Here is a 24,808-nt window from a genome sequence, read left to right as displayed (position 1 = left end):
ACCGCAAGGCACCGGTAACAAATCGACTGTCTCGCCACGGCCTCCCGGCCCGCCGAGTACCGTGCTGACGGACTCTGCGGGGAAGAACTGAGGTATCTACACGATGATGACGGTCCACACCGCGGGTGTGCTCGCCCCGGACCGGCTGGTGTCCCATATGTTCGAGGTGGCGGGCTGGACGACCGGCGTGACCAGCCTCGACGAGGTGACCGTCGAGATCGGCGCCATCGAGGCCGACCTGCACCCCGCCGACTGTCCCGGCGCACCGGAGGGCGCGCTGCAGTGGCGGGCGCGGCCGGGGACCTTGGTGCCGCACGGCAGGCACCTGATCGTCGTCTACGGGCCGGACCGCACGATCGCGCTGTCGCAGTGCGCGATCGAGGTGGGCACCGAACCGGGCGCCGATCCCCTCTGGCTCGGCGAGCTGGAGTCGCCCAAGGCCGACAAGGTCGCCCCAGGCCACGTCGTCTTCGTGTGCGGGTGGGCGATGCTGAACAGCCGCGCGCCGAGTCTGATCGAGGTCATGGTCGAGGGCGGCGGCACGGTCCGGGCCAGGACCCGGCTGCCGCGCAAGGACGTGCCCAAGGAGTTCCCCGCGTTCGACGACGCCTCGATCAGCGGGTTCGAGGCCAGGGTGCCGGTTGACCTCGCCCCCGGCGAGGAACGGACGCTGTCGCTGCGCGTGCGGTACCGGACCGAGGGGCAGGGCGAATACCTCTCGCCCAGCCGGACCTTCGTCCTGCGCAACCCCGAGGCGGACCCGCAGGAGGCCGAGCTCGCCGACGAACTGGCCGCCGAGACTGCCAAGGCCATGACGCGGGTGCGGGCCATCACCGACCCGAAGCACGTCCTCGTCTACACCCACAGCCTCGGTCTCGGCGGCGGCCAGCTCTGGCTGCAGGCCCTGCTGGAAGGCATGGTCAAGGACCACGGCTGGCAGGCGAGCCTGGTCAGCGAGACCGACGGCCCGCTGCGGGCCGACTGCGCCGAACTCGGCATCCCGGTCCACATCACCACCCACTACCGGCACTCGACCGTGCCCTACTACGAGGGGCACGTCGCCGAGCTGGCGCGGTTCGCCAAATGCTCCGGCGCCGGGGTGGCGCTGATCAACACGCTGGGCGGCTTCGTCGCGGCCGACGCGGCCAAGCGGTCGGGGCTGCCCACCGCGTGGGTCATCCATGAGAGCTTCACGCTGCCCGACTTCGCCTACCAGAACTGGGGCCCGACCAGCCCGCCGCCCGCGGTGTGGAACAGGTGGGAAAGCACGCTGGCCGAGACGGACATGCTGCTGTTCGTCGCGGACGCGACGCGGGAGATGTTCCTGCCCTACAGCAAGCCGGAACGCTGCCGGACGGTGCGCTACGGGACGCCGATGTGGAAGCTCGGCGGCCGCACGCGCGCGGAGGTGCGCAGGCAGGCCCGCAACTCGCTCGGCTTCGGCGACGACGACATCGTGCTGGTGAACGTCGGTGTCGCCGAGTCCCGCAAGGGCCAGGGCCCGCTGATCAGCGCGATGGAACGGATCCGTGAGCGCCACCCGAACGCGCGGCTGAGCATCGTGGGCCTGCACCCGTCGCCGTATGGGCTGGCGCTGGAGGACACAGTCCGGCGCGCGGACATGCGTGAGTCGGTGCGTCTGGTCCCCGTCCAGCGTGACCCGACGCCGTGGCTGTACTCGGCGGACATCTTCGTCAACAGCTCCGACATCGAGTCGCTGCCGCGGTCGATCCTGGAGGCGGTGTGCTGCGGCATTCCGGTCGCCGCGACCGACGTGTTCGGCGCCCGGGAGATGATCGTCGACGGCGAGACTGGCTGGCTCTATGAGACCAATGACGTCGACGCGCTGACCGCGACGCTGCTGCGCGCGCTGGACACCACGGCCGCCCGCAGGCGGGAGATGGCCAGGGCCGCGCACGCCAAGCTGGCAGGCTGGCTCGATCCGGCGGGCTACGCCCGCGAGTACTCAGACATTCTCACCGAGCTCGCCGCGGGCGGGCGCGAGACCACAGGGGGCGACCTTGTCCGATAACCTCGCGGGTCTTTCCGCTGAGCCCACCCGGCTGCGGCCCGCCCTCTCCAGGGACGCCCAGCCTGTCGACCCTCGGGTCCTGGCCGCTCGGGCCGAGGCCCTGGAGTCCGATGTCGCGGTCGTGCGACGGGAACGGGACCTGCTGCGCGCGGAGCTGGCGGCCTGCCGGGCCGAGCGCGACACGCTGCGCCTGCGGCTGCTCGACGCCGAGCTGGCGCTGGCCGCGGGCGGCATGGGCGACCTCGACGCGGTCAAGGCGGAGGCCTCCACCGACGCGCAGCGGGCGATGCTCGCCGAGCACCGCGCGGGCGAACTCGCGCGTGAGCTGTCCGCGACCCGGCAGACCATCAGCTGGCGGGTGACCGCCCCGCTGCGCGTGGTCCGCCGCAAGATGGGCCAGCAGTGACCGGGGGCACCGGCCCCGACCTGTGCATGGTGTCCGCCGAAGGCGGCTCGGCGTTCATGGCCGAGCTGCTGGAGGTCGTCGCCGACGCCGTGCGGCGGGCGGGCGGACGGGCGCGGACCGCGGTCGGCAAGTACCCGGACCCCGAGCCGGACACCGTCTACGTCGTCGTGCCGCACGAGTACTTCGTGGTCACCCCGGACGCGCAGTTCCCCAGCGCCGAGCTGTGCGCGCGCACGATCGGGTTCTGCGTCGAGCATCCCGGCACCGACACCTTCGAGCGCAGCGCGGGTCTGGCGACCTCGCTGGCCGCGGTGGTCGACATCAACGACGTCTCCGCCGCGGAGCTGACCAGGCGCGGGATCGCCGTCGAACGCTTCCAGCTCGGCTACAGCCCGCTCTGGGACGCCTGGCACGGCGACCCGGACAGCCCGCGCGACATCGACGTCACCTACCTCGGCACCGCCGAGCGCCGCCGGTCGGTGCTGCTGGGCTCCTACGCCCACGACCTCGCGGGCCTCACCGCGCGACTGCTGACCCCGCCGCACGAGCCGATGACGGCCGATCGGGTCGATTTCCTGCAGGGCAAGGCGAAGCACGAGCACCTCGCGCGGTCCCGGTTCGTGCTGAACCTGCACCGCGAGCGCAAGCAGACCCTGGAGTGGGTGCGCACGATCGAGGCCATGTGCAACGGCTGTGTCGTGGTCAGCGAGCTGTCGACCGAGGTCGACCCGCTGGTGCCAGGCGAACACCTGGTGCTGGCTCGGCCGGGCTCGCTGGGCACGGTCGTGGCCGCGCTGGCCGAGGAGCCCGAGCGCGAGCGGCACCTGCGGATGGCGGCGTACCGGTTCGTCAAGCGGCTCGACATGGTCGGGTCCGCCAAGACCTTGATGGAGCTGGCGTCGTCCGTTGTGGACAGTCGCGCGGCGATCCCATCGACCTCGGTGGCCTCGGCCCGCGCCCTCGCGGGCGCGCTGCGGTCGCCCGAGGGCGCGATGGCGATCGACACGCCGAGCTGGGATGTGCGATTCGCGGGCGACCGGACGGTCGACAACCCCGCGGCGCCCGCGGAGACCTCCACGGCGAACCGGCTGGCCCAGCTGACGGCCACCGCGCGGCTGCGCGCGGACCGGCAGTGGATCGACGCCACGCCAGGCGAGGTGTTCGCCGACCGGCCGCGCGTCGACGTCGATGTGCTGATCGTCCGGGCTCCCGGCGAGGTCGACCCGGACGACCTCGTCCGCGACCTGCTCGTAGGCACCACGCTGCCCCGGCGCGTGCTGGTCTGCGAGGACGGTGTGGTCCCGCTGGCCCGGCCGCGTCCGGCCGATGTCCTGACCCACGCGGCACAACTGGGCCGCGGGGTGAGCCGCACGGGTCTGCTGGAGCGGTCGACCGCCGAGTGGGTGCTGGTCCTCGACAGCGGCACCCGCGCCTCGGCGCCCTTGCTCGAACGGATGTGGGCGGCCACGGAATCGGCCGACGTCGTGCACACCCCGGTCGCCGACCCGGTCGACGGGCTGATCGGCGCGCTGCCGCCGGAGTCGCGCAGGCTGCGGACGATCCCGTATCTCGGCTCCGGCTACCTGGTCCGCCGCTCGACGCTCGACCAACTCGGCGGCTGGACCACCGATCCGCTGCTCGACGGGTTGGAGGACCACGTGTTCTGGCTGTCGGTCGCCGCCCAGGGCATCCGATCGGCGCTGGTGCAGCAGATATTCCTCAGCCGAACCCGCCCGGACCCGGCGCCGCGGCCCGTCGACCACGATCCGCGCCGGGTGTGGCGCTCGCTGCGCGACACCACGTCCTGAGCTGAGGGATGTCGAGTACGTCACGAGTTGACCGGCCGTGCACCCCCGATACGGCGGCCGTGCACAATAACCACGCTCCGGTGCGTGCGCTCGCGATGACGTGCGTCCGCCGTGACACGAGGGGAAGGGGCAAGGCGTGAGCTGGCAGGAGGAACTGCGCTCGCTCGATGAGGAGTTGGCGACCGGACGGCTTTCGGCCGACGAGTACCGCGTCCGCCGGGACAACATCCTTTCATCGGCGGCGGGCACCGCGACACCGACACCAGTGGCGCCCCCGCCCAACCCGAGCGAGCAGACGCAGGCGATCCGGCCGGTGACGCTGCCGCCGCCCGTGAGCGCGGACAACCCGGACAAGACCCAGATCGTCAACATCGGCGACGGCGAGCGCACCCAGGTGGTCGGGTCGGATCGCACCCAGGCCGTCGGCGGCTGGCAGACGGCGCGGCCGAACCCCGGCGACGCCGAGCGGACCCAGGTCGTGCCCGGCGTGCCGGGACAGCAGCAAATGGGCGGGATGATGCCCCGGCCCGCGCCAAACCCTTACGCGCAGCCGAATCCGTGGCACCAGCAGCAGGATGAGATCAGCCCGCCGTGGGCGGGTTCGGAGTTCCCGCCGATGGCGGCGGGCGGCAGCCCCGACTGGATCCGGCAGGGCCCCGAGGTCTTCGACAGCGGGTCGTCCGGCGGCGGCAAGAAGGCGCTGATCATCGGTCTCGTGGTGCTGGTGCTGGCGGGTCTCGGCGCGGGCGGCTACTTCCTGTTCCGGCCCAAGAACGAGGCGGGCGGCCAGACCCCCACGAACACGAGTTCGGCCGAGCCCGCGCCGACCACGACCACCAAGCCCAAGCCGACCGACCCGAACGTGGCCGCGTTCGAGGAGTTGCCGGGGCCGCCCGCGAGCACCCAGCAGCTCGGCGAGGTCACCGAGGTGGCGCGGCTGGTCGAGATGAAGCTGGTCGACCAGCCGGAGGCCACGCTGATCACCGCGGCGGGGATCACCAAGGTCCCGTGGAAGTCCGCGGTCCGCAAGGCGCCCGAGGACGGCCCGACGCCGGATGCGATGAACACGGTGGTCATCCCGACCAAGTCCGAGGCAGACGCGCAGAAGCTGCTCGCCGACCTGCGGGCCTACCAGGAGAGCGTCGGCCTGATCTACATCGCCGACCCGCTGCCGAACATGCCGCCGACGATCATCTTCGAGAAGAAGGTCGTGGCCGAGTTCGCGATCTACCGCGGTCTCTACGTGTCGGGCAACAACGTCGTGCGGATCACCACGGTCCAGACGCCGTTGTCCAACGAGGCGTCGCTGAGCGGTTCCTACCGCAACCAGACCGAGGCGGTTCTCAAGGCGTTCCCCGCCTCCTGACAGTCGGTCCACTGATCGCCGCGCGTCACCTCCGGGGACGCGCGGCGATCGTGTTCGCGAGCCGATCGACGAACTGCGGGTTCGTCACCGGGCTGACCCCGGCGGCGAGGTGCCGTTCCACGACCTCCACCACGACGGTGTCAGCCGCGGCGAGCCGGTCTCCCACCCCTTGCGAGTTCTTGGTCAGCTCCTCGACGTGGGTGATCGAGAGGTCGGCGAACGCGGCGGCCAGGTAGCCGGTGGCGAAGCGGGTGTAGGAGTCGGCGAGCATGGCCACACGCCCCGGCACCATGCCCTTGGTCGCGGCGCGCTGCAACGTCAGCGTGGTACGAAAGTCGCCGTTGATCCAGGTGGCGCCGTTCGTGTCGCTGTCGACGCCGAGCCCAGGCTGACTTGCCCGGTTCTCCCCGCGCACGCCGATCAGCTTGGGCAGGTCGGCGTCGCCCTGCCAGTGCGGACCGGGCAGTTCCTTCCAGGTGTCCGACGCGCCGGGCTTGAGGTGGTCGGCCAGGACGCGGGTCATGAGCAGCCCACCCTCGAACGTCCAGTGCGTGTCCTGGGTGAAGTAGAGCGAGTGGTCGCGCCGCTCCGAGTCCGCACGGATCTCGCCCCGCAGGTCGATGACGCCGGGTTCGACGGTCATCGCCCGCCAGAACTTGTCACTCGCCGTGGCCGCGCACGCCTTGCCGGTGTAGTCCGATGGCAGGTAGAACGGCTCCACGGTGGCCTTGTCTGGGGCGATGACCAGGACGAACCGGCGCCCGGACTTCTCCACGGCGGCCCGCAGTTTGCGCACGTTGCCCAGGATGTCGTCGAGCGACTGCGCGGGCTCGCATTTGCCCTGCACGTCGAAGCCCAGGTACATCCAGTCGTCGCGGCCCTCGATCACCGACGGGTAGCCGTCGGTGGTCTTGATGTCCTTGTCGGCGCTCTTCGGGGGTTCGGAATTCGTTGTGGCCTGCGGCGGGGGCGGGGCGACCGGACCGACCGGCGGCTGCACGTCGCGGCCGAGATCCGGGCGCTCGCCGAAGATCTCCTTGCTGACGAAACCGGACAGATCGATCGCGCCCGCCTTGAACGCGAGGTGGTCGTTGGCCCACGGCGAGAAGCCAGCGAAGAACTGCCAGCCGTCGGCCGGGCTGGGGAAGTCGGCGGGACGGCGGTTCTCGGTGGTGTCCGATGGGCCGAGGACGACGAGCCCGACGAGCGGCCCGAGAAAGAAGATCAGCGCGCTGATGAGCGCGAACCGCTGGGCGCCGTGCCGGGGTCGGTAGAGGGAGTGCTCGCGCGGCAGCCATGACTCGTGGACCGGGGGGAGGGCGGCACCCGACGTCTGCTGGCCACTGCTGGACACGTCGATCCCCTCCCGCTGCCGACACCCGTCGGCACCCCCGCCGTCGACCTCACGTTAGCCGACCCGCGCACGCGGCATGCGCAGTTCGTTCATGGTCCGCTCGGCCCCCGGTAACTCACATGGGCGATCACCGAGGCGTGTCGCGGATCACATCCCGGATGGTTGCCGACGCAACGGGGAGCATTGGTGGATCCGGTGCCCTTGGAGGCAGCAATGGCTTTGCAGATTCTCGCCGTCGTCACGGTGGCGATCGTGTTCGTCGTTCGACTCGTGATCGCCCTCAACGACCGACCGACCCGCCGCTGACTCAAGCGGGACGCGTCAGAGCGACGCGCGCAGCGAACGCCAGGTGGACTCGTGGAGAGTCAGGATCGGGCCGCCTTGATTCTTGGAGTCCCGCACCGCCACGCCTGGCCCGATCAGCGCCAACTCGACGCAGTTCGATCCCTCGCCGCCACCGCTGCGACGACTCTTGCGCCAGAGGGCGTTGTTCAGGTCCATGGAGACCGCCTCTCACAGTGCGGCGGCGAACCGATCGATCAGCGCCACCGAATAGTCATGACTGAGTGATGGTGATGTGCTCCACCTCGGCCAGCGCCACGATGTGCGCGAGTTGGTCCGCATGAACGGTGCCTCGTGGCGCACGATCGTCTGATCGGTCAGCCCGTGTGCGCGGGCGCGCTTTCGCTCCATGTTTGCAAAAAGAAATCTTTCTTCGAATTTTTCGTTTCTTCCGATCTCGGGCTAGACTTGACGCGTCGAGTCAACCCGGTGCGACAACCGCACGTCGGGGAACGAAGGGGATGACATGACTACCGCCGCGCTCGATCGCACCGTGTTCCCGCCTGCCGACGGCGGCCCGGAGCTAAGCAATGTCGCCCAGGCGTTGACCGGGGGTGCCCCCGCGAAGCTGGTCGGCCCGGACCACCGGGAGATCGAGATCCCGGAGCCGCTGTACGTGGCGCTGCTCGACATCGTGGAGGCCCTGACTGCCGGACGCGCGGTCACGATCGCCCCGCACGACACGATGCTGAGCACACAGCAGGCCGCGGACATGCTCAACATCAGCCGCCCCACCCTGGTCACGCTCCTGGACCAGGGCGAGATCTCGCACGAGCGCCCCGGCCGGGGCCGTCATCGCAAGGTGCGCCTGGCCGACGTGCTCGAGTACCGCGAGCGAACCCGGCAGGCTCGGCGTGCAGCGTTGCGGGAGCTGACACACGATGCGGTCGCGGCGGGCCTGCATGACGTCGATGACGAGTTCGTCCAGACTCGGTAAGTGCCCTTCCCCGCCTTCCTAGACGCCTGCGTCCTCGTCCCGGCCCGCTTGTCAGATCTGCTGCTGCGGCTGGCCGAGGCTGACACCTACCGCCTGTTGTGGTCGGAGCAGGTGCTCCAAGAGGTGGAACGCAACTTGCCGAAGGTGACCGCGGACAAGGCCCGCAAGCGCGTGGACGCGATGCGCGCGGCGTTCCCGGACGCCATGGTCACCGGGTACGAACCGCTGATCAACGGAATGACCAACCACCCCAAGGACCGCCACGTCCTAGCCGCGGCGGTACGGGCCAATACCGAGGTGATCGTCACGGCGAACCTCAAAGACTTCCCGGCCGAGGCGTTGACCCCCTACGACATCGACGCCGTACACCCCGACGACTTCCTCATGGACCAGCTCGACCTGTACCCGGAGCAGACAGTGACCTGTGTCCTGGAGATGCTTGCCGACTGCAACCACCCGCCCATCACCGCGGAGAGCTTTATGGCTCGGTTCAGCGGCGTGGCACCGGGGTTCGTTGCCGAGGTGCGCACGCCGCTGCTCCAAGCCGACTGGTCCGCCCACCGCGGACGACCCAGACCCGTGTGACCGCCGTCGGCCAGTAGTGCTGGTGTTCCGGGATGCGCCGCAGCTCGGCGAGATGCCTCGTCCCACAGACGGTCTGGCGCCACATGTCGACGCGGCGGACGCTGGCTGGGTGGCGCGGTGGTCGACTGCGGCTGCGCCGGTGCGCAAGCTGCCGCACACCGCAGGTCCGGGTGCGGGGTGGGTTATGTTCGAGCATTGCCGCAGGTCGAATCAATTGAATTCAGTATTCCAATGCTCGGAGCGGCGGAGGTACCACGAGCAACCGCGGTCGAATTACACGGACAGAACCATTTGCGTTGCCTGCAACGTCGCTCGCACACGGGGCACACGCCCGCATTGGTCACAACTCGTCGCGGGCGTGCCTCGGTCCCCTCACATCGTCCGCCGCCGACGGACCGTGTCGAACGACTCCACAGTGTCGCCGCATCCTGGGCAGTCGACCTGGGCGCTGCGCTCGGGCACGAGCGGATTCCGCGACGGGTGGCGCAGGCGGCTGACCAGCCGGTACCGACCCCAAATTGTCAGGGTTCCTTGACGGGAGCTGTCAGGTTATCCTGGCAGCATGCGTGGTAGATCCGTGTGGCAGGACGGGCGACGCGCCTGGAACCGGCTCAACGGCTGGCACCAGCGAAGCCCTGGCGCGACACCGGGTCATCCCGACACCGGTGAGGCCGCGCTGCGCGCCCTGCAGGACATCCACGCCGCGCGGAGTCTGCTGGAGATCGCCGAGATCAACGCCGTGCGCACGGCGCGCGCACACGGGCACAGCTGGTCGGAGATCGCGGCCACCCTGCACATCACCAGACAGACCGCGTGGGAGAAGTGGCGCGACCTCGACTCCTGCAACCCCGCCGAATGAACGGGCTGCAGACCCGGATCGAGAGGACTCTCCCGATGTTCATCCCGCCTGCTCCACTGCCGGTGGACGCACCCGCGTTGGACCACACTGTCGATGAGCCGGGCGATGTCCATCAGACCGCTGTCGATGCGATCGACCAGTGGCCGCGCCACGAAGCCATCCGCGCGGCCACCAACCACGTCGAAGCACAGTGGCCGGCCGATTCCCGCTAGTGATAACAACGGTCCCGACATTGCGCCAAACGGAGTATCACGAGTTTGGGGTAGACCCCTAGCCGGAGAACCTACTTCTCAGTAGCATCCGTTCGCATGGATGCAATGGAGCAGGTCGGGGCCCGTAAGGTCACGTTCATCGACGTCCTGCGTGCCCTCCCGAAGCTCGCGCCGGACGGGTTGCGGATGGCGCGGGGCGCGGTCGGCCTGGTGACATTGAAGCCGACGAACAAAGAATCCATCGGCCACATCTTCCAGCGGGCCGCGGCCAAGCATCCTGAGCGGCCGTTCCTGCGGTTCGAGGACACCGAAATGTCCTACGGCCAGGCGAACGCGCTGGTCAACCAGTACGCCTCGGTCTACGCCGCGCACGGGGTCGGGCCGGGCAAGACCATCGCCGTCATGGCGGGCAACCGGCCGGAGACGCTGCTCGCCGCCCTCGCGGGGGTCAAGCTGGGCGCCGCCGTGGGCATGATCAACACCAATCAGCGCGGCGACGTGCTCGACCACAGCGTCCGGCTGCTCGACGCCACCGTCCTGGTCGCGGGTCGCGACTATCGCGAGGCGCTCAACGAGGTGGACACGCCGACGGTCCTCGACCTCGACACCCTTGCCGACGGCGCGACCAGCGACGCCGACCCCGAGGTCTGCGCGACTCTGCCCGCGTCGACCACCGCGTTCTACATCTTCACCTCGGGCACCACCGGCCTGCCCAAAGCCAGCGCCATGTCGCACTTCCGCTGGCTCAAGAGCATGTCCGGGATCGGCGGCCTCGGCGTGCGACTGCGCGCCGATGACACCCTCTACTGCTGTCTGCCGCTCTATCACAACAACGCGTTGACGGTCTCTCTCTCGTCAGTCCTGTCCGCGGGCGCGACCTTGGCCATCGGGCGCTCGTTCTCCGCCTCCCGGTTCTGGGACGACGTGGTCCGCACCCGCTCCACCGCCTTCTGCTACATCGGCGAACTCTGCCGCTACCTGCTCAACCAGCCGCCCCGGCCGATCGAGCGCGAACACCAGGTCCGCGTCGTCGTCGGCAATGGGCTGCGCCCGGAGATCTGGGCTGAGTTCACCGAGCGATTCGGCATCGACCGGATCGCCGAGTTCTACGGCGCCAGCGAGTGCAATCTCGCCTTCATCAACGCGCTCAACATCGATCGGACCGCGGGCACGTGCCCGTTGCCGTTCGCGGTGGTCGAGTACGACGCCGACACCGGCAAGCCGCTACGCCACGGCGACCGGCTGCGCAAGGTCAAGGCGGGCGCGGTCGGGCTGCTGCTCACCAAGGTCACCAACCGCGCGCCGTTCGACGGCTACACCGACGCCGACGCCTCCGAGCGCAAGCTGGTCCGCGGCGCGTTCAAGGCCGACGACTGCTGGTTCGACACCGGCGACCTGGTCCGCATGCAGGGGTTCAAGCACGTGGCGTTCGTCGACCGGCTCGGCGACACGTTCCGCTGGAAGGGCGAGAACGTGGCCACCACCGAGGTCGAGGGCGCCATCGCCGAGCACCCGGACGTCGAACAGGCCGTGGTCTACGGCGTGTCCGTCCCCGGCACCGACGGCAAGGCAGGCATGGCCGCGGTCAAGCTGCGCGACGGCACTCGCTTCGACGGCACGGTCATGGGCGCGCACCTGGCGAACCGACTCCCGTCCTACGCGGTCCCGCTGTTCGTCCGGGTGATCAACGAGGTCGAGCAGACCTCGACCTTCAAGTCCCGCAAGGTCGACCTGCGCGACGAGGGCTACGCGGCTGGCGTCACCGACCCGATGTTCGTCTTCACGGGCGGCAAGTACGTCACCTGGTACCCCGACTATCCCGCCGAGGTCGCCGGGGGCAAGATCCGGGCATGACCGGATTCGTGGCCCTGCTGCGCGGGGTCAATGTGGGCGGCAACAAAAAGATCGCCATGGCCGACCTGCGCGAGCTGCTCGCCGAACTCGGCTTCGGCGAGGTGAAGACACTGCTGCAGAGCGGCAACGCGGTGTTCAGCGGCAAGGGCACGCCCGCGTCGATCGGCACGAAGATCGAGGCCGCGCTGGCCGAGAAGCACGGGCTGACGACCCGGTGCGTGGTCCGCACGGCCAAGGAGATCCAGCAGGTCGTCGACGGGCACCCGCTGGCCGACGTCGCGGACAACGGCTCGCGGATGATGGCGGTCTTCCTGTCCGAGACGCTTGACGCGGAGCAGGCCGCCACGGTCGAGGCGCTGGACGCCGCGACCATCAAGGTCGGCGATCGGGTGGTCTATCAGTGGTGCCCCAACGGCATCCTGGAGGCGCCGGAGATCGTGCCATTTCTGCTCAAGCAATGGAAGATCCACGGCACCGCCCGCAACTGGAACACCGTCACCAAGATAGCCGCCGCGATCCCCTGACTCGAACACTTGTTCACAGTGTGGACAACTCCTGTGGACAACTCAGCGGCGGGGTGGACAGATCTCGTCGAGGGCGATCAGGTCCTCGGCCGTGGGACGCCAGCGGATCGCGTTGGCGTTGGCCGCGACCTGGTCGGCGGTGGTCGCGCCCGCGATGACCGACCCGACGGTGGGCTGCGCGGCCAGCCAGCCGATCGCGAGGCTGACCATGGTGATCCCGCGCTCGCCCGCGAACGCGCGCAGCTTCTCGATCTTGTGCCAGGGCGCGTCGTCGAGCAGCCGCTGACGGTTGGCCAGCCGGGACCCGGCGGGCGGGGGCTGGTCGCGGGTGTATTTGCCGGTCAGCAGGCCGTTGGCCAGCGGGAAGTACGGCAGCAGGCTCAGCGCGAACCGGTCGCAGGCGGGCACGATCTCCCGCTCGACACCGCGTTCGAGCAGCGAGTAGTGGTCCTGCGAGGAGACCGGGGCACCGACGCCGGTGCTCCGCGCCGTCCAGACGGTGTCGGCCAGCTGCCAGCCCGCCAGGTTGCAGACCCCGCCGTGCCGGATCAACCCCGCGCGGACCAGGTCGTCGAGGGCGGCCAGGGTCTCGGCGATCGGTGTGGCCGGGTCGGGGCGGTGGAGTTGGTAGAGGTCGATCCAGTCGGTGCCGAGCCTGCGCAGCGACGCCTCCGCGGCCCGGCGCACATAGCGGCGGGCGCCGCGGGCACCGAAGTCGGGACCATTGCCACCCTGCATGTCCATGCCGAACTTGGTGGCGATGACCGCGTGGTCGCGCTTGCCCGCCAGCGCCTGACCCAGCAGTTCCTCACTGCGGCCGCGCGGGGCGCCGTAGACGTCGGCGACGTCGAACAAGGACATTCCGGCGTCGAGCGCGGCGTGCACGAGCGCGCGGGAACCCGCCAAGGACTCGGCGGGCGTGCCGGGCCGACCGAGGTTGTTGCAGCCAAGGCCGACGGCGCCCACCACCAGCCCGGACTCGCCCAGGTGACGCAGCTCCACACCGCAGACAGTAAGGGCGCCGGGGCGCTGTGATCTAGGTTTCGCACTATGGGACACAGCGGTAAGGCAGGCTATGCGCCATGAGCACCACACCCGAGGACGATCCGGGGGCGGTGTCCGCCCTCGGGTGGACCGCCGCCGACATCCCCAGCCTGATCGGCCGCACCGCCGTCGTGACCGGCGGCAACAGTGGTCTGGGTTTCCAGACCAGCCGTGAACTGGCCCGCCACGGCGCCCACGTCATCCTGACCGCCCGCGACGCCGACAAGGGCGCCGAGGCGGTCGAGGCGATCCGGACCGAGCAGCCCGACGCGCTCGTCGAGACCCGGATCGTCGACCTCGCCGACCTGGACACGGTGACCGCATTCGCCGACACCGTCGACCGGATCGACCTCCTCATCAACAACGCGGGCGTGATGATGCCGCCGCGTTCGCTGAGCGCCCAGGGCTACGAGCTGCAGTTCGCCGTCAACCACCTGGGCCACTTCGCGCTCACCGCGCTGCTGCTGGACGTGTTGAAGGAAGGCATCGACCCGCGCGTGGTCACCGTCAGCTCATACCTGCACAAGCGCGGCCGGATGCACTTCGACGACCTGCACGGCGAGCACAAGTACTCCAAGACCGGCTACTACGCGCAGTCCAAGCTGGCGAACGTGGTGTTCGGGCTGGAGCTGCACCGGCGGTTGCGGGCCAACGGCTTCGGTGTCGCGAGTGTGCTGGCCCACCCTGGCTCGGCGGCGACGAACCTGCAGTCGAGCGGGCCGACCGGGGTGACGAAGCTGGCGATCAAGGTGTCCAACCGCCTGATGGCGCAGGACGCGGGCATGGGAGCGCTGCCGCAGCTGTACGCGGCGACGCACCCGGAGGTCGAGAGCGGGCAGTTCATCGGGCCGAACGGGCGGCGGGAGCAGAAGGGCTACCCGACGGTGGTCGAGCCGCTGGAGGCCGCCCGCGACCGTGAGCTGGCCAAGCGGCTGTGGGATGTCAGCGAGGAGCTGACGGGCCTCGACTTCGGCCTGGCCCGCTGACCCACGGCTCGTAGAACAATCCTACTGTTGAACAATCCTGCCCCGACAGGCGGGTCCGGGGCTCGCGACGTGACACTGCGCCCTCCGCCTTCGGTCTCAGTCCCAACCGGAGGGTTGTTCAACAATTCTACATTAGGATTGTTGAACGTTAGGATTGTTCACTTGTCGGATCGCGGACTGTGGGCCTGGGAGATCGGGCACATCGAGTGGGGCGCGGGCTGAACGGGCGTTAACCTCTGCCCCGGTAGTCCGTGCGCTGGTGCACGGCGGCGCGAAGGGACAGCAGGGATGCAGATCGACGGCACCGCGGCCATCGTCACCGGTGGGGCGTCCGGGCTCGGCGGCGCGACCGCACAGGCGCTGGCCGCCAAGGGAGCGAGCGTGTTCGCCCTCGACCTGCCCGCCGCCATCGAGTCGGCGCCGGAGGTCGACGGGGTCACCTACGTGCCCACCGACGTCACCGACCCCGAGCAGGTCCAGGCCGCCGTCGACGCCGCCGTCGCGTCCGGCAAGCCGCTGCGCGTCGTGGTCAACTGTGCCGGGATCGGGCCGTCGGCGCGCATCCTGTCGCGCAAGGGACCGCACGACCTGAACCTGTTCCGCAAGGTCGTCGAGGTCAACCTGATCGGCACCTTCAACGTCGTCACCCTCGCCGCGGCAGCCATCGCGCGGACCGAGCCGCTGGAGCACGACCAGCGCGGCGTCATCATCAACACCGCCTCCATCGCCGCGTTCGACGGGCAGGTCGGGCAGGCCGCCTACGCCGCGTCCAAGGGCGGGATCGTCGGGCTGAACCTGCCCGCCGCGCGTGACCTCGCCTCGTCGGGCATCCGCGTGCTGACCATCGCCCCCGGCATCATCGACACCCCGATGCTCGCGACCGTCTCCGACGAGTTCCGCGCCGCGCTGGCCGAGGGCGTGCCGTTCCCGAAGCGCCTGGGCAAGCCGGAGGAGTACGCGAACCTGGCGCTGTCGATCATCGACCAGGACTACCTCAACGGCGAGGTGATCCGTCTCGACGGCTCGCTGCGCATGGCGCCCAGGTAGGTCTCGACCTCGTCGAGGTGGCTCCGCACGGTCGGCATGAACGTGCGGAGCGCCTTGTCGAAGTCCTGGGCCTCGTCGGCCGACGCGGTGGTGAACACCAGCAGCTCGGTGAGTTCGAGCCGCCGGTTGACCGAGCTGACCTGCCCGCGCCAGTGGTGCAGCAGCGAGATCAGCTCGACGTCCTTGCGCGGGCTCAGCGCGCCCGACGTGAAAGCCGCGTCCACCGCCGAGTGCAGCAGCCGCGCGTAGAGCTTGCGGCCCGGCGGGGCGTCGGCGCCGAACTCGTCGCCCGCCAGGATCTCCCGGTTGTGCGCCAGTTCCGAGTCGATCGACTCGATCGCCTGCTGCCGCCGCTCCCGCTGCGCCGCCCACCGCTCGGCGAAGATCCCCGTGATACCGGCCAGCAGCGCCAACGTGTTCACCGCGGGTTCGAAGCGCTCCCCCGGCCCGGACACCACGAACCAGCTCACCCCCAGCGCCAGCGCGGTGGCGAGCGCGCCGAAGGTGACGACCGTGATCGCGACCCTGGTCAACTTAGGTCCTGCGCCGGAAATCCGGCGTCTATATCGGTGGTCCAGGTTTCCGCTGGGTGTGCGGGCGGAAGGTCCTCGTACTGGTTGTCCGTGGGCGTTTCGCCCGTGCGGCCAGCGGGAAGCTGGGCCGCCGAGATAGATGTCGGATTTCCGGCGCAGGACACTAGTTGGCCCAGATCTCGTCGGCCCTGGTCCGGCGCTGCTGGGCGGGCGCCGGATCACCTTCCGTGCGGCGCAGCAGAACCAGCTCCATCCCGAACCCGGGCGAGACCCGCTGGGCGCGGAAGTCCGAGTGCGTCGCGGCGACCCGGCGCAGCCCGCACTTGGCGAAGATCTCGTCGAGCGCCTTGCGCGCGTACTTGCGGGTGACCTGCAGCAGGATCGTGTCGTTGTCGGGGAACAGGACCCTGGTGCGGTCGGGCAGCATCATCTGGATGTCGCCGCCGGTCCGGTTCTGGTAGATCACCTTGACCTTGAGCGCGCGCCCCGGCTCCACCGACCCGCGGAACTGCACCGACTCCATGTCGATCGTCAGGTCCGAGTTGTGCATCAGCGCGCTGGTCACGAACTCCTTGTACGCCCGGCTGCGCGCGTACTCCTCGACCACCTGCCGCGCGAGGTCGTCGGACAGGTCGTCGGTGGTGGCGACCTCCAGCAGGAACAAGTCCTGCGGGCGCATCATCGCGGTGAGGCTGGCCAGCGTCTCCGCGTCGTCGTCGAAGTTGGCCATCGTGTTGCCGACCAGCGAGTACAGGATCGGCTCGTCGCCGACGACGCGGCGCAGCAGCGTGCCCAGCTCGACCAGGTTCTCGTGGATGGCGAAGTCGAGCTGCACCGGCACGATCCGGTGGCCCGCCATCCCCAGCCCGGAGGTCGAGGTGCTCGCGCCCAGCCGCAGCATTTCGGAGCTGATGTCGACGGGGAAGTAGAACAGGTCCGGGTTGTCGGCCAGCAGCGTCGCCAGGATCTGCCGGTCCTTGTGGCCGGTGCCCGCGCCGAGGCAGACGTAGTGGAACGGAGCGCCGCCGACCTTGCCGCTGATGCGCCGCCAGCGCCGGGTGAACGACTCCAGGCTCTGCTTCATGACCTGGTAGAACGGGTCGGAGCAGGCGTGCGCCCAGGCGATCGTCGGGCCGATCCCCCAGTACTGGTAGCCCGAGGTGATCTGCTTGCCCTCGCCGGTCGCCGACGGGCGTCCTCGCAGGTCGGACGTGAGTGAGGCGAGCTTGCTCGACTGGTCTTCACCGACGAGCACCAGCGACCACGCGAAGTCGGACTCATCGATCGCTCGGGCGAGATCGCCGATCACGGGCCGTTCATCGGCGGTCATTTGTGCCCTCCAGAGGTCGTCGCCCTCCGCAGCTTAGTGATTACTAGTGGCCGCGTTGGAGCCATTCATCGAGATGGGGAGCTTCCTCACCGATCGTCGTGGAGTCGCCGTGGCCGGTGTGCACGATCGTCTCGGGCGGCAGCTCGAACAGGCGCTCGGTGATCGAGTCGATGATCGTCGGGAAGTCGCTGAACGAGCGGCCGGTGGCGCCGGGGCCGCCGCGGAACAGGGTGTCGCCGCTGAACACGGCGTTGAGCGATGGCGCGTAGACGCAGACCGCGCCGGGCGCGTGGCCAGGGGTGTGCAGGATGTGCAGCCCAACGCCCGCGACCTCGATGATCTCGCCGTCGTAGAGCGCCTCGAAGTCGTCGTCGGGATAGACGTGGCGCCACAGCGGCTCGTCGGCCGGGTGCAGCATCACCAGCGCGTCGGTCGCGTTCGCGAGGTCTTCGGCGACGTTGATGTGGTCGTCGTGGGCGTGAGTGCAGATGATCGCCTTGACCGTGCGATCGGCCACCGCGGCGAGGATCTCGTCGGCGTCGTGCGCCGCGTCGATGATCACCACCTCGTGGTCGTCGCCGACGATCCAGACGTTGTTGTCCACCTCGTGGGTCTCGCCGTCGAGGCTGAACGTGCCCGAGGTGACGACGAAATCGATACGCGCGGTCATCAGAAGACCACCACCGAACGCAGGACGTCGCCGTGGTGCATCCGCTCGAAGGCCTGCTCGACGCCGTCGAGGGCGATGGTCTCGGACACGAACGCGTCGAGGTCGAGCCTGCCCTGGCGGTAGAGGTCGACCAGGTAGGGGAAGTCGCGCGACGGCAGGCAGTCGCCGTACCAGCTGGACTTGAGCGAGCCGCCGCGGGAGAAGAAATCGATCAACGGCATCTCGATCTTCATGTCCGGGGTCGGCACACCGACCAGCACGACCGTGCCCGCCAGGTCGCGGGCGTAGAACGCCTGCTTCCACGTCTCGGGGCGGCCGACGGCGTCGATCACCACGTCCGCGCCGAAGCCGCCGGTGAGGTCCTTGATGGACTCGACGGGGTCCTGGGACTTGGCGTTGACGGTGTGCGTGGCGCCGATCTCCTTGGCCCACTGGAGTTTCCGGTCGTCGATGTCGACGGCGATGATCGACGTCGCGCCCGCCAGCCTGCTGCCCGCGATGGCCGCGTCGCCGACGCCGCCGCAGCCGATCACCGCGACCGTGTCGCCGCGGGAGACGTTGCCGGTGTTGATCGCCGCGCCGATTCCGGCCATCACTCCGCAGCCGAGCAGGCCGACCGCGGTCGGCGAGGCCTCCGGGTCGACCTTCGTGCACTGTCCACTGTGGACGAGCGTCTTCTCGGCGAACGCGCCGATGCCCAGGGCGGGCGAGAGCGCCGTGCCGTCCTCCAGGGTCATCGGCTGGGCGGCGTTGTGGGTGGCGAAGCAGTACCAGGGCTTGCCTTTGAGGCACGCGCGGCAGCGGCCGCAGACAGCGCGCCAGTTGAGGATGACGAAGTCGCCCGGCTCGATGTCGGTGACGCCGTCGCCGACGGTCTCGACGATGCCCGCGGCCTCGTGGCCGAGCAGGAACGGGAACTCGTCGTTGATGCCGCCTTCGCGGTAGTGCAGGTCGGTGTGGCAGACCCCGCACGACAGCACCCGGACGACCGCCTCGCCGGGGCCCGGATCGGGGATCACGATCGTCTCGACCGTCACCGGCTGACCTTTCGCGCGCGCCACGACGCCGCGAACCCGCTGTGCCATTGCCCTGCTCCTTAGATATCGCCGACGTACGGGATCTTCGTGACTTCGGGCGAGGACATCCAGGCGCGCAGGACGGCGGTGGCCTGGACGTCATCCTCGTTGTACTCCAGCAGCCGCGCGCGCTGGACCTCGTCGGGGGCGCCGCCGTCCATCCCCACCGCGGCCCGGTACCAGCGCATCGAGTTCTCGCCGCTGGCCTCCGGGTCGCGCCAGGAGAACCCCGCGACGGGGGCGATCGTCTTGAGGCCTTTGCCATGGGAGCAAAGGAAATGCTCGCGGACACTGCCGAAGAGGTCGAACCACTCGTCGGACTCGATGAACGTCAGGACCTCGCGGCGCGTCGGGATGCCCGGCTTGCCCGCGAACCGCTTGGCCGACGCCAGCAGCCAGCGGTTCTCGGCGAGTTCGTTGTAGCAGTAGGCGCGGAACGTCAGCCCGCGCGCGACGGCGGCGTTGCGAACGGTGGCGAACCACTGCCAGAACTCGGCGAACGAGCGCGCTTCGTCTTCGGTGGGCAGCGGATCCCACGTGACGAACGCGCGGTAGCCCGGTTCGACGCCGATGTCGGCCCCGGAGAGCAGCGCGCCCCACAGGTAGGCCCCGGCGTCGCCGAAGCTCTCCATGTCGACATCGACCTCGACGTCGGCGCGGGGCACGTGCAAGGTCTCGTTGCGGCGCACCACGGTCAAGTCGGCCAGCCAGGCCCGCGCCAACCCAACCGCGTCGCCCAGCGGCATGCCCACCAGCGGCGGAACGTCGTGGTCGTCGGGATCGAGCGCGGCGAGCGCGTCGACGGTGGCGATGTCGGCGGCCCGCAGGAACCCGGCGTCCTCGCCACGCACGACGAGGCTGACGTCGCGGGCGGCCAGCAGCTTCTCGCTGCACACCGGCCACCAGGGACAACTCCGACACTCGACGATCCGCGACGGCTCCGCCAGCGCCTCACCGCCGGTCGCCGCCGCCGTCGCGACCGCCAACCGATCGTCGAACCGCACCTCATACTCGGCCAGCGCCGTCCGCCCCCCAGGCCACGTCGGCGCGGCCAGGTCGTGCCAGACGACGACATCGCCATCGAGGCCGATCACCCCGGCGAACGCACTGCGCTCGTCGGCGTGGCCCGCGGCTTGGAGCAGCCTGCGCGTGTGCGCGAGCCGGAGCTGGTCGCGGGGCTGCGGGCGGACCTTGCGGGTCTGATCCGGGCTGCCACCGACGTCGGGCAGGTCGGCGAGGGATGACGTGCGGGCGCCGGTGCCGGGATCACTGACTTTGTGGCGGACGACGAGGACCGGGACGTAACCGCCGTCGGTGCGGACCAGCAGGTCGATGCCGCCACGCCTGCCACCGGGGACGTCGCGCGGCAGCTGGGGAGCCCAGATGAAGTCGGTCCTGGCCTCGATGGCGGCCAGCGTCGCGGCTTCCCGCTCGGAGCCCCGGACATCGACGGGAATCTCCACCCACCGGGCCCCGAACACAGCGGAAAGCTGATCGGCGATCTCCCGCCGATGCGCCATGGCGTCGGCCTTCCGCAACTCCCCAGTCGGATCAGGCGCCTGCCGCGGCAGGTCCCGGGCGGCGGGATCATGCTCCAGGTGCACACGACGCCGACACCGGCTCACCACGCCGGCGTCGAGCAACACCTTGTCAGTCACGCACCGCAGCTTAGTTGTCACGACCGACACGCCGACCGCCCACACACCATTGGCCGCCGCCGCACCGACCGCGCGCGGCCCCACCCAACCCGGGGGGACGTCCCCTGGCCAGTTTATCGAGGGTGGGGGCGTTGGGGGTGGGTTCGCTCGGGGCTGTGGATGACTGGAGGGATGTGGATGTTTGGGGCGGACGCGGGAGCTTTCTGCAGCCAAACGTGATAGTTCGACTCGGCGGCACGACGGACTCGGCGGCACGACGGACTCGGCGGCACGACGACTCGGCGGCACGACGGACTCGGCGGCACGACGGACTCGGCGGCACGACGGACTCGGCGGCACGACGGACTCGGCGGCACGACGGACTCGGCGGCACGACGGACTCGGCGGCACGACGGACTCGGCGGCACGACGGACTCGGCGGCACGACGGACTCGGCGGCACGACGGACTCGGCGGCACGACGGACTCGGCGGCACGACGGACTCGGCGGCACGACGGGCAGTGATCTGACAGATCAAACAACCGCGAGCCGCGCGGATCGGCGGCTGCGGAGGGCCCGGGGCTACGCGGGGCGGGCCGAAGGGGTCTGTGAAGTCACGGAACTGACCGCGTCCGATCACGGGATGGATCACGGGCAGGTGGCGGCCCGGGCCTGCTGTGGTGTTGCTGCGGCGCGTGGAGCGGGGGTGGGGCAAGCTGTGGATGATTTGGACAGCTGTGGACAACCGGGTTGGCTCGCGTTGTGCGGGAGGGGTGGGTCGGGTGGCGCGGAAGAAGGAAGGGTTCACGCCCGCGAGGGCGAGGAACGTGATCGCCGTGGCGAAGGTGTTGGGGCCGGTGGTCCTGCCGGTGGTGACGCCCTATGTGGTCAAGAGTGCCTCCGCCGTAAGGGATCGGTGGGACCGCGCCAAGGCTCGCCGGTTGGGGGTTTCCGTCGAAGACCTCGGTCACTACACCGGCAAGGGCGGCGCCCTGCACGCGCGGATCGCTGGCGCCGCCGATGGGGTTAACGAGTTGCGTGCCAAGGCCAACGCGTCCAAAGACGACATCGAGTTCGCGGTTTCCGCCGAGTCCACGCTGAGTCAGCTGGCCGCGGCGGTCCGGGCCGCTGAGCGGATGCCGACGCCGCGGCGCAAGGGGGCGCATCGGGCGGTGGCGGCCGAGTTGGACAAGATCGAAGAGCGCCTGCTCACATCTCTCGGCGTGTGATCCTGATCACTGGACACCACCGAATACTCTGGGCTACGTGACCCCCAGCAGAGTGACCCGGCCGCGCGCATTCCGCGTGTCGCGTGGGGTTCTGTTGGGGGCTTCCTCTGCGTCTCTCGCCATCGCGGCGCATGGGATGGCCGGAGGTGGGGTGCCGGACGCGGCGATCATCGTGGTGTTGGCCGGGTTGGTCGCGTGGGCGGGCACGGCCGTCGCCGCGCGGACCGCCGCTTGGGGGATGTTCGGGCTCCTCGGCGTGAGCCAGGTGAGCCTGCACGTTCTGCTCACCTACGTCAGCGACCACGACACTCCCCCGCTGACCTCGGCGATGATCGCCGCCCACGCGGTCGCCACCGGGGTCACCGCCGTGCTGCTGACCAGCGCCGACGCGATGCTCGACCTGGTCGCCGCCTCCCTGGTCGGGTTGACGCGCGTCCTGCTGTGGACCCCGAAGCCGCCAGACGCGCCGCTGCTGCCTGCCCCTAGTGACTTCGTCCGGTTCGTTCAGATCGTTTTCCAGCGGGCTCAGCCCCGCCGCGGGCCACCTCTCTTCTCCTGAACCCGTCACCCACTCGGGCACTCCGCCCGCCCATTTCACTTCAGGAGAAGTCAATGTCCCACCGCTTTCTCGCGCGCGCCGGTGTGCTGCTCGCCGTCGCGGGCAGTGCCGCCCTGTTCAGCACGGGCGTCGCGTCCGCGCACGTCACCGCCAAGGTCATCGGCGAGCCCGCCGTCCAGGGCGGGTACACCAAGATCACCTTCCGGGTGCCGAACGAGGACAACGCCGCGGGCACGGTCAAGCTGGAGATCAAGTTCCCGGCCGAGTACCCGCTGACGTCGGTGCGCACCAAGCCCCTCGCGGGCTGGACCGCGGCGATCACCAAGACCAAGCTCGACAAGCCGGTCACCTCGCACGGCACCGAGATCACCGAGGCGGTCAGCACCGTCACCTTCACCGCCGCCGCCGGGACCCGCATCGGGCCGGGCGAGTTCGGCGAGTTCGAGGTGTCGGCGGGCAGGCTGCCGGACAACACCGAGACGCTGGTCATCCCGACGGTTCAGACCTACGACAGCGGCAAGGTCGTCGCGTGGGACGCGCCGCCGCCCGCCGCCGGGGCTGAGGAGCCGGAGCGTCCGGCGCCGGTCGTCAAGCTGACCAAGAAGGCCGCGGGGTCCGACGTTCACGGTGCCGCGCAGGCGTCGAACGAGACCGCGGCTGAGGGCGACGCGCACGGCGAGGCGAAGGCCGCGCGCAGCGACAACACCGCCCGCTGGCTGGGCGGCGCCGGGCTCGCGGTCGGCGCGCTGGGCCTCGGCCTGGGTGCCGGTGCCACGCTGCGGGCGCGCAAGGCGATCGCGAAGGCGGGCGAGTAAGTCCGATGCGGACCTTCACCCGCGCTGTCGCGGCACTCGCCGTCGCGCTGTTCGCCATGGTCGGGCTCGCGCCCGCGGCCTTCGCGCACAACCAGCTGGTCAGCAGCACCCCGGCGGACAAGTCGTCGGTCGACGCGGGACCGTCAACTATCGAGCTGACCTTCGACCAGCCCGTACAGGGCGGCACGGGAGTCAACACGGTCGTCGTGGTCGGGCCCAACGGGACCGACCAGTGGCAGGGCGGGGACGCGTCGGTCCGCGGCAACGTGGTCACCGTGCCCGTCCGCGAACTCGGCCCGGCCGGTGACTACCGCGTCGGCTACCGGATCCTGTCGGCGGACGGTCACCCGGTGGCAGGCGAGATCAAGTTCACCCTGGCCAAGGCGGGCAACGGCACGCCCGCCCCGCCGGAGCAGACCAAGACCGCCGGAACCGCCGCCGAGTCCACCGGCGACGACGGCGGGATCCCGGTCTGGGTGTGGATCGCGGGCGCGGTCGTCCTGCTCGGCGCGGGCGTGTTCTTCGCGCTGCGCGTCGGTGGGGGTGCGGCGAAGTGAGCGAGACCCGGGCCACCGCCCGACAGCGGTACCACCTGGTGACGGTGCTGGTCGTGGCCTCGATCGCCGGTGTGTTCATCGGCATGGCCATCGTGGCGACCGAGCCGATCCCGGGGCTGCCGCAGCCGGACGCGGTGGTCCGGGTGGGGCTCCCGATCGTCCGCGTGCTGCTCGACATGGCCGCCGTGGTCACCGTGGGGCTGTGTCTGCTGCCGCTGCTGGTCGGGTTCGACCGGCCGGTGATCACCGAGCCGATCCTGAGCGTGGCCCGCCGGGTGGCCATGGCCAGTTCGCTGGTCTGGGTGATGACGGCGCTGGTCGCGCTGGTGCTGCAGACCGCCGAGCTGCGGCCGGAGGAGGACGTGTCGTTCGGCGCGGTCGTCGACTACATCGGCACCGTAGGGGCGGGCAAGGCGCTGCTGTTCGTCGCCGCTTTCGCGCTGCTGACCTTCGTGTTGTCGCTGGTCGCCGTGCGGGTGGGCGAGAACATGCCCGCCGAGCTGCGGGCGGCGGTGGCCCTGTTCGCGCTGCTGCCGCTGCCGGTCACCGGACACGCGACGAACTGGCGCTGGCACGACTTCACGATGATCTCGATGGAGCTGCACGTGATGAGCGCGGCGGCCTGGACCGGCGGGCTCGGCGCGGTGGTCGCGCTGGCCGCGGCCAACCGCACGCTCCTCGGGTTCGCCCTGCCGCGCTTCTCCAAGCTCGCGACCGTCTGCCTGGTGCTGGTCACCGCGACGGGGCTGTTCAACGGCCTGATCGAGCTCGCGGTCAGTCCGACGCACGATCTGATCAGCGGCCTGTTCACCACGAGTTACGGAATCCTCGTCGTCATCAAGACGGGTTGCCTGATCGCGCTCGCCGCGCTGGGAGCCCACGTTCGCTGGCGGCTGATGCCGGGCGTCGTCGCCCACAAGCGCACGGCGCTGCTGGGCTGGGTGGGACTGGAACTGGCCGTCATGGGCCTGGCCTTCGGCTTCGCGGTGATCCTGACCAGGGCCCCGGTCTCCTGAAAGTTGTCCACACCTGTGGATCGTTGTCCA

General features: G+C 70.0%; 25 protein-coding genes. 17 read left to right on the top strand and 8 right to left on the bottom strand.

Features of this window, described 5'->3' with window-relative positions:
* The first annotated feature begins 106 nt into the window (after nucleotides 1-106).
* The 4 genes from BN1701_RS26945 (at nucleotide 107) to BN1701_RS26930 (ending at nucleotide 5,612) form a co-directional block, all read left to right on the top strand.
* Nucleotides 107-2,032 (top strand): glycosyltransferase family 4 protein, encoded by a 1,926-nt coding sequence (locus BN1701_RS26945; protein ID WP_231949718.1) that lies wholly within the window; start codon nucleotides 107-109, stop codon nucleotides 2,030-2,032.
* Entirely contained in the window at nucleotides 2,022-2,438 is a 417-nt protein-coding gene (locus BN1701_RS26940) for a hypothetical protein (protein ID WP_054053408.1), read from the top strand. Before BN1701_RS26945 ends, BN1701_RS26940 begins: the two co-directional genes overlap by 11 nt.
* Nucleotides 2,435-4,246 carry a glycosyltransferase gene (locus BN1701_RS26935; protein WP_231949717.1) on the top strand — a complete coding sequence of 604 codons (1,812 nt, stop codon included), beginning with the start codon at nucleotides 2,435-2,437 and terminating at the stop codon, nucleotides 4,244-4,246. The genes BN1701_RS26940 and BN1701_RS26935 overlap by 4 nt, the downstream gene beginning before the upstream one ends.
* Nucleotides 4,247-4,382: 136 nt before the next feature.
* A complete protein-coding gene (locus tag BN1701_RS26930; protein ID WP_054053407.1) occupies nucleotides 4,383-5,612 on the top strand; it encodes a hypothetical protein in 1,230 nt (409 codons plus the stop codon).
* A 25-nt stretch (nucleotides 5,613-5,637) separates the two neighbouring features.
* On the opposite strand, the gene BN1701_RS26925 is transcribed toward BN1701_RS26930, so the two are convergent.
* Together BN1701_RS26925 and BN1701_RS26920 are read right to left on the bottom strand one after the other, a co-directional pair.
* Nucleotides 5,638-6,966, bottom strand: coding sequence for a hypothetical protein (locus BN1701_RS26925; protein ID WP_054053406.1), 1,329 nt, complete (start codon nucleotides 6,964-6,966; stop codon nucleotides 5,638-5,640).
* A gap of 321 nt (nucleotides 6,967-7,287) precedes the next feature.
* Nucleotides 7,288-7,467: a DUF397 domain-containing protein gene (locus BN1701_RS26920; protein WP_054053405.1), complete on the bottom strand. Its 180-nt coding sequence runs from the start codon at nucleotides 7,465-7,467 to the stop codon at nucleotides 7,288-7,290.
* Nucleotides 7,468-7,774: 307 nt separating this feature from the next.
* On the opposite strand from BN1701_RS26920, the gene BN1701_RS26910 reads away from it, so the two are divergent.
* The 6 genes from BN1701_RS26910 to BN1701_RS26885 all read left to right on the top strand — a co-directional run bounded on the left by BN1701_RS26910 (nucleotide 7,775) and on the right by BN1701_RS26885 (nucleotide 12,279).
* Entirely contained in the window at nucleotides 7,775-8,245 is a 471-nt protein-coding gene (locus BN1701_RS26910; RefSeq protein ID WP_054053403.1) for a helix-turn-helix domain-containing protein, read from the top strand.
* The gene (locus BN1701_RS26905) at nucleotides 8,246-8,830 is read left to right on the top strand and encodes a PIN domain-containing protein (protein WP_054053401.1); all 585 of its coding nucleotides are present in this window, start codon (nucleotides 8,246-8,248) and stop codon (nucleotides 8,828-8,830) included.
* Nucleotides 8,831-9,392: 562 nt separating this feature from the next.
* Nucleotides 9,393-9,689, top strand: coding sequence for a hypothetical protein (locus BN1701_RS37585; protein ID WP_231949716.1), 297 nt, complete (start codon nucleotides 9,393-9,395; stop codon nucleotides 9,687-9,689).
* Nucleotides 9,686-9,901 carry a hypothetical protein gene (locus BN1701_RS26895; RefSeq protein WP_054053398.1) on the top strand — a complete coding sequence of 72 codons (216 nt, stop codon included), beginning with the start codon at nucleotides 9,686-9,688 and terminating at the stop codon, nucleotides 9,899-9,901. Before BN1701_RS37585 ends, BN1701_RS26895 begins: the two co-directional genes overlap by 4 nt.
* Before the next feature lie 96 nt (nucleotides 9,902-9,997).
* Nucleotides 9,998-11,755, top strand: coding sequence for a long-chain-acyl-CoA synthetase (locus BN1701_RS26890; protein WP_231949715.1), 1,758 nt, complete (start codon nucleotides 9,998-10,000; stop codon nucleotides 11,753-11,755).
* Nucleotides 11,752-12,279 carry a DUF1697 domain-containing protein gene (locus tag BN1701_RS26885; RefSeq protein WP_054053393.1) on the top strand — a complete coding sequence of 176 codons (528 nt, stop codon included), beginning with the start codon at nucleotides 11,752-11,754 and terminating at the stop codon, nucleotides 12,277-12,279. Before BN1701_RS26890 ends, BN1701_RS26885 begins: the two co-directional genes overlap by 4 nt.
* A 42-nt stretch (nucleotides 12,280-12,321) precedes the next feature.
* Here BN1701_RS26885 and BN1701_RS26880 read toward each other — a convergent pair whose 3' ends face one another.
* Nucleotides 12,322-13,281 (bottom strand): aldo/keto reductase, encoded by a 960-nt coding sequence (locus BN1701_RS26880; protein WP_054053391.1) that lies wholly within the window; start codon nucleotides 13,279-13,281, stop codon nucleotides 12,322-12,324.
* Nucleotides 13,282-13,361: 80 nt separating this feature from the next.
* Here BN1701_RS26880 and BN1701_RS26875 point away from each other — a divergent pair, with 80 nt between their 5' ends.
* Both BN1701_RS26875 and BN1701_RS26870 read left to right on the top strand, forming a co-directional pair.
* Complete coding sequence (locus BN1701_RS26875; RefSeq protein ID WP_054053390.1) at nucleotides 13,362-14,309, top strand: oxidoreductase; 948 nt, start codon at nucleotides 13,362-13,364, stop codon at nucleotides 14,307-14,309.
* A 288-nt stretch (nucleotides 14,310-14,597) separates the two neighbouring features.
* Nucleotides 14,598-15,356, top strand: a complete 759-nt coding sequence (locus BN1701_RS26870; RefSeq protein ID WP_054053388.1) for an SDR family NAD(P)-dependent oxidoreductase — start codon at nucleotides 14,598-14,600, stop codon at nucleotides 15,354-15,356.
* Here BN1701_RS26870 and BN1701_RS26865 read toward each other — a convergent pair.
* The 5 genes from BN1701_RS26865 to BN1701_RS26845 form a co-directional block, all read right to left on the bottom strand.
* Nucleotides 15,299-15,889, bottom strand: a complete 591-nt coding sequence (locus BN1701_RS26865; RefSeq protein ID WP_054053386.1) for a hypothetical protein — start codon at nucleotides 15,887-15,889, stop codon at nucleotides 15,299-15,301. The two genes, BN1701_RS26870 and BN1701_RS26865, sit on opposite strands and share 58 nt — an antisense overlap.
* A 163-nt stretch (nucleotides 15,890-16,052) precedes the next feature.
* On the bottom strand, nucleotides 16,053-17,219 hold the full coding sequence (locus BN1701_RS26860; RefSeq protein ID WP_054053384.1) for an L-histidine N(alpha)-methyltransferase: 1,167 nt from the start codon (nucleotides 17,217-17,219) through the stop codon (nucleotides 16,053-16,055).
* A gap of 43 nt (nucleotides 17,220-17,262) precedes the next feature.
* The gene (locus BN1701_RS26855) at nucleotides 17,263-17,889 is read right to left on the bottom strand and encodes an MBL fold metallo-hydrolase (protein WP_054053381.1); all 627 of its coding nucleotides are present in this window, start codon (nucleotides 17,887-17,889) and stop codon (nucleotides 17,263-17,265) included.
* Nucleotides 17,889-18,974: an S-(hydroxymethyl)mycothiol dehydrogenase gene (locus BN1701_RS26850; RefSeq protein ID WP_054053379.1), complete on the bottom strand. Its 1,086-nt coding sequence runs from the start codon at nucleotides 18,972-18,974 to the stop codon at nucleotides 17,889-17,891. The genes BN1701_RS26855 and BN1701_RS26850 overlap by 1 nt, the downstream gene beginning before the upstream one ends.
* 11 nt (nucleotides 18,975-18,985) lie before the next feature.
* Nucleotides 18,986-20,623, bottom strand: a complete 1,638-nt coding sequence (locus BN1701_RS26845; RefSeq protein ID WP_054056155.1) for a TM0106 family RecB-like putative nuclease — start codon at nucleotides 20,621-20,623, stop codon at nucleotides 18,986-18,988.
* A gap of 752 nt (nucleotides 20,624-21,375) precedes the next feature.
* On the opposite strand from BN1701_RS26845, the gene BN1701_RS26840 reads away from it, so the two are divergent.
* The 5 genes from BN1701_RS26840 to BN1701_RS26820 all read left to right on the top strand — a co-directional run bounded on the left by BN1701_RS26840 (nucleotide 21,376) and on the right by BN1701_RS26820 (nucleotide 24,778).
* Entirely contained in the window at nucleotides 21,376-21,831 is a 456-nt protein-coding gene (locus BN1701_RS26840) for a DUF6474 family protein (RefSeq protein WP_369800625.1), read from the top strand.
* A 136-nt stretch (nucleotides 21,832-21,967) separates the two neighbouring features.
* Nucleotides 21,968-22,390, top strand: coding sequence for a hypothetical protein (locus tag BN1701_RS26835; protein WP_157368243.1), 423 nt, complete (start codon nucleotides 21,968-21,970; stop codon nucleotides 22,388-22,390).
* A gap of 53 nt (nucleotides 22,391-22,443) precedes the next feature.
* Entirely contained in the window at nucleotides 22,444-23,205 is a 762-nt protein-coding gene (locus BN1701_RS26830; protein WP_054053375.1) for a YcnI family protein, read from the top strand.
* Nucleotides 23,206-23,210: 5 nt separating this feature from the next.
* Entirely contained in the window at nucleotides 23,211-23,762 is a 552-nt protein-coding gene (locus BN1701_RS26825; protein WP_054053373.1) for a copper resistance CopC family protein, read from the top strand.
* The gene (locus tag BN1701_RS26820) at nucleotides 23,759-24,778 is read left to right on the top strand and encodes a copper resistance D family protein (RefSeq protein ID WP_054053371.1); all 1,020 of its coding nucleotides are present in this window, start codon (nucleotides 23,759-23,761) and stop codon (nucleotides 24,776-24,778) included. The genes BN1701_RS26825 and BN1701_RS26820 overlap by 4 nt, the downstream gene beginning before the upstream one ends.
* Nucleotides 24,779-24,808: the final 30 nt, after the last annotated feature.

The organism is Alloactinosynnema sp. L-07 (assembly GCF_900070365.1).
Taxonomy (GTDB): domain Bacteria; phylum Actinomycetota; class Actinomycetes; order Mycobacteriales; family Pseudonocardiaceae; genus Actinokineospora.
Note: the sequence above shows the minus strand (reverse complement) of the source record. Positions and strands in the feature narration are given on the sequence as shown.

Bases quoted from the DNA above. Each gene is read 5' to 3' on its own strand.
- BN1701_RS26945 (WP_231949718.1), top strand. From the start codon at position 107: ATGACGGTCCACACCGCGGGTGTGCTCGCCCCGGACCGGCTGGTGTCC.
- BN1701_RS26920 (WP_054053405.1), bottom strand. From the start codon at position 7,467: ATGGACCTGAACAACGCCCTCTGGCGCAAGAGTCGTCGCAGCGGTGGC.
- BN1701_RS26910 (WP_054053403.1), top strand. From the start codon at position 7,775: ATGACTACCGCCGCGCTCGATCGCACCGTGTTCCCGCCTGCCGACGGC.
- BN1701_RS37585 (WP_231949716.1), top strand. From the start codon at position 9,393: ATGCGTGGTAGATCCGTGTGGCAGGACGGGCGACGCGCCTGGAACCGG.
- BN1701_RS26895 (WP_054053398.1), top strand. From the start codon at position 9,686: ATGAACGGGCTGCAGACCCGGATCGAGAGGACTCTCCCGATGTTCATC.
- BN1701_RS26890 (WP_231949715.1), top strand. From the start codon at position 9,998: ATGGATGCAATGGAGCAGGTCGGGGCCCGTAAGGTCACGTTCATCGAC.
- BN1701_RS26885 (WP_054053393.1), top strand. From the start codon at position 11,752: ATGACCGGATTCGTGGCCCTGCTGCGCGGGGTCAATGTGGGCGGCAAC.
- BN1701_RS26875 (WP_054053390.1), top strand. From the start codon at position 13,362: ATGAGCACCACACCCGAGGACGATCCGGGGGCGGTGTCCGCCCTCGGG.
- BN1701_RS26870 (WP_054053388.1), top strand. From the start codon at position 14,598: ATGCAGATCGACGGCACCGCGGCCATCGTCACCGGTGGGGCGTCCGGG.
- BN1701_RS26860 (WP_054053384.1), bottom strand. From the start codon at position 17,219: ATGACCGCCGATGAACGGCCCGTGATCGGCGATCTCGCCCGAGCGATC.
- BN1701_RS26855 (WP_054053381.1), bottom strand. From the start codon at position 17,889: ATGACCGCGCGTATCGATTTCGTCGTCACCTCGGGCACGTTCAGCCTC.
- BN1701_RS26850 (WP_054053379.1), bottom strand. From the start codon at position 18,974: ATGGCACAGCGGGTTCGCGGCGTCGTGGCGCGCGCGAAAGGTCAGCCG.
- BN1701_RS26835 (WP_157368243.1), top strand. From the start codon at position 21,968: ATGGCCGGAGGTGGGGTGCCGGACGCGGCGATCATCGTGGTGTTGGCC.
- BN1701_RS26830 (WP_054053375.1), top strand. From the start codon at position 22,444: ATGTCCCACCGCTTTCTCGCGCGCGCCGGTGTGCTGCTCGCCGTCGCG.
- BN1701_RS26825 (WP_054053373.1), top strand. From the start codon at position 23,211: ATGCGGACCTTCACCCGCGCTGTCGCGGCACTCGCCGTCGCGCTGTTC.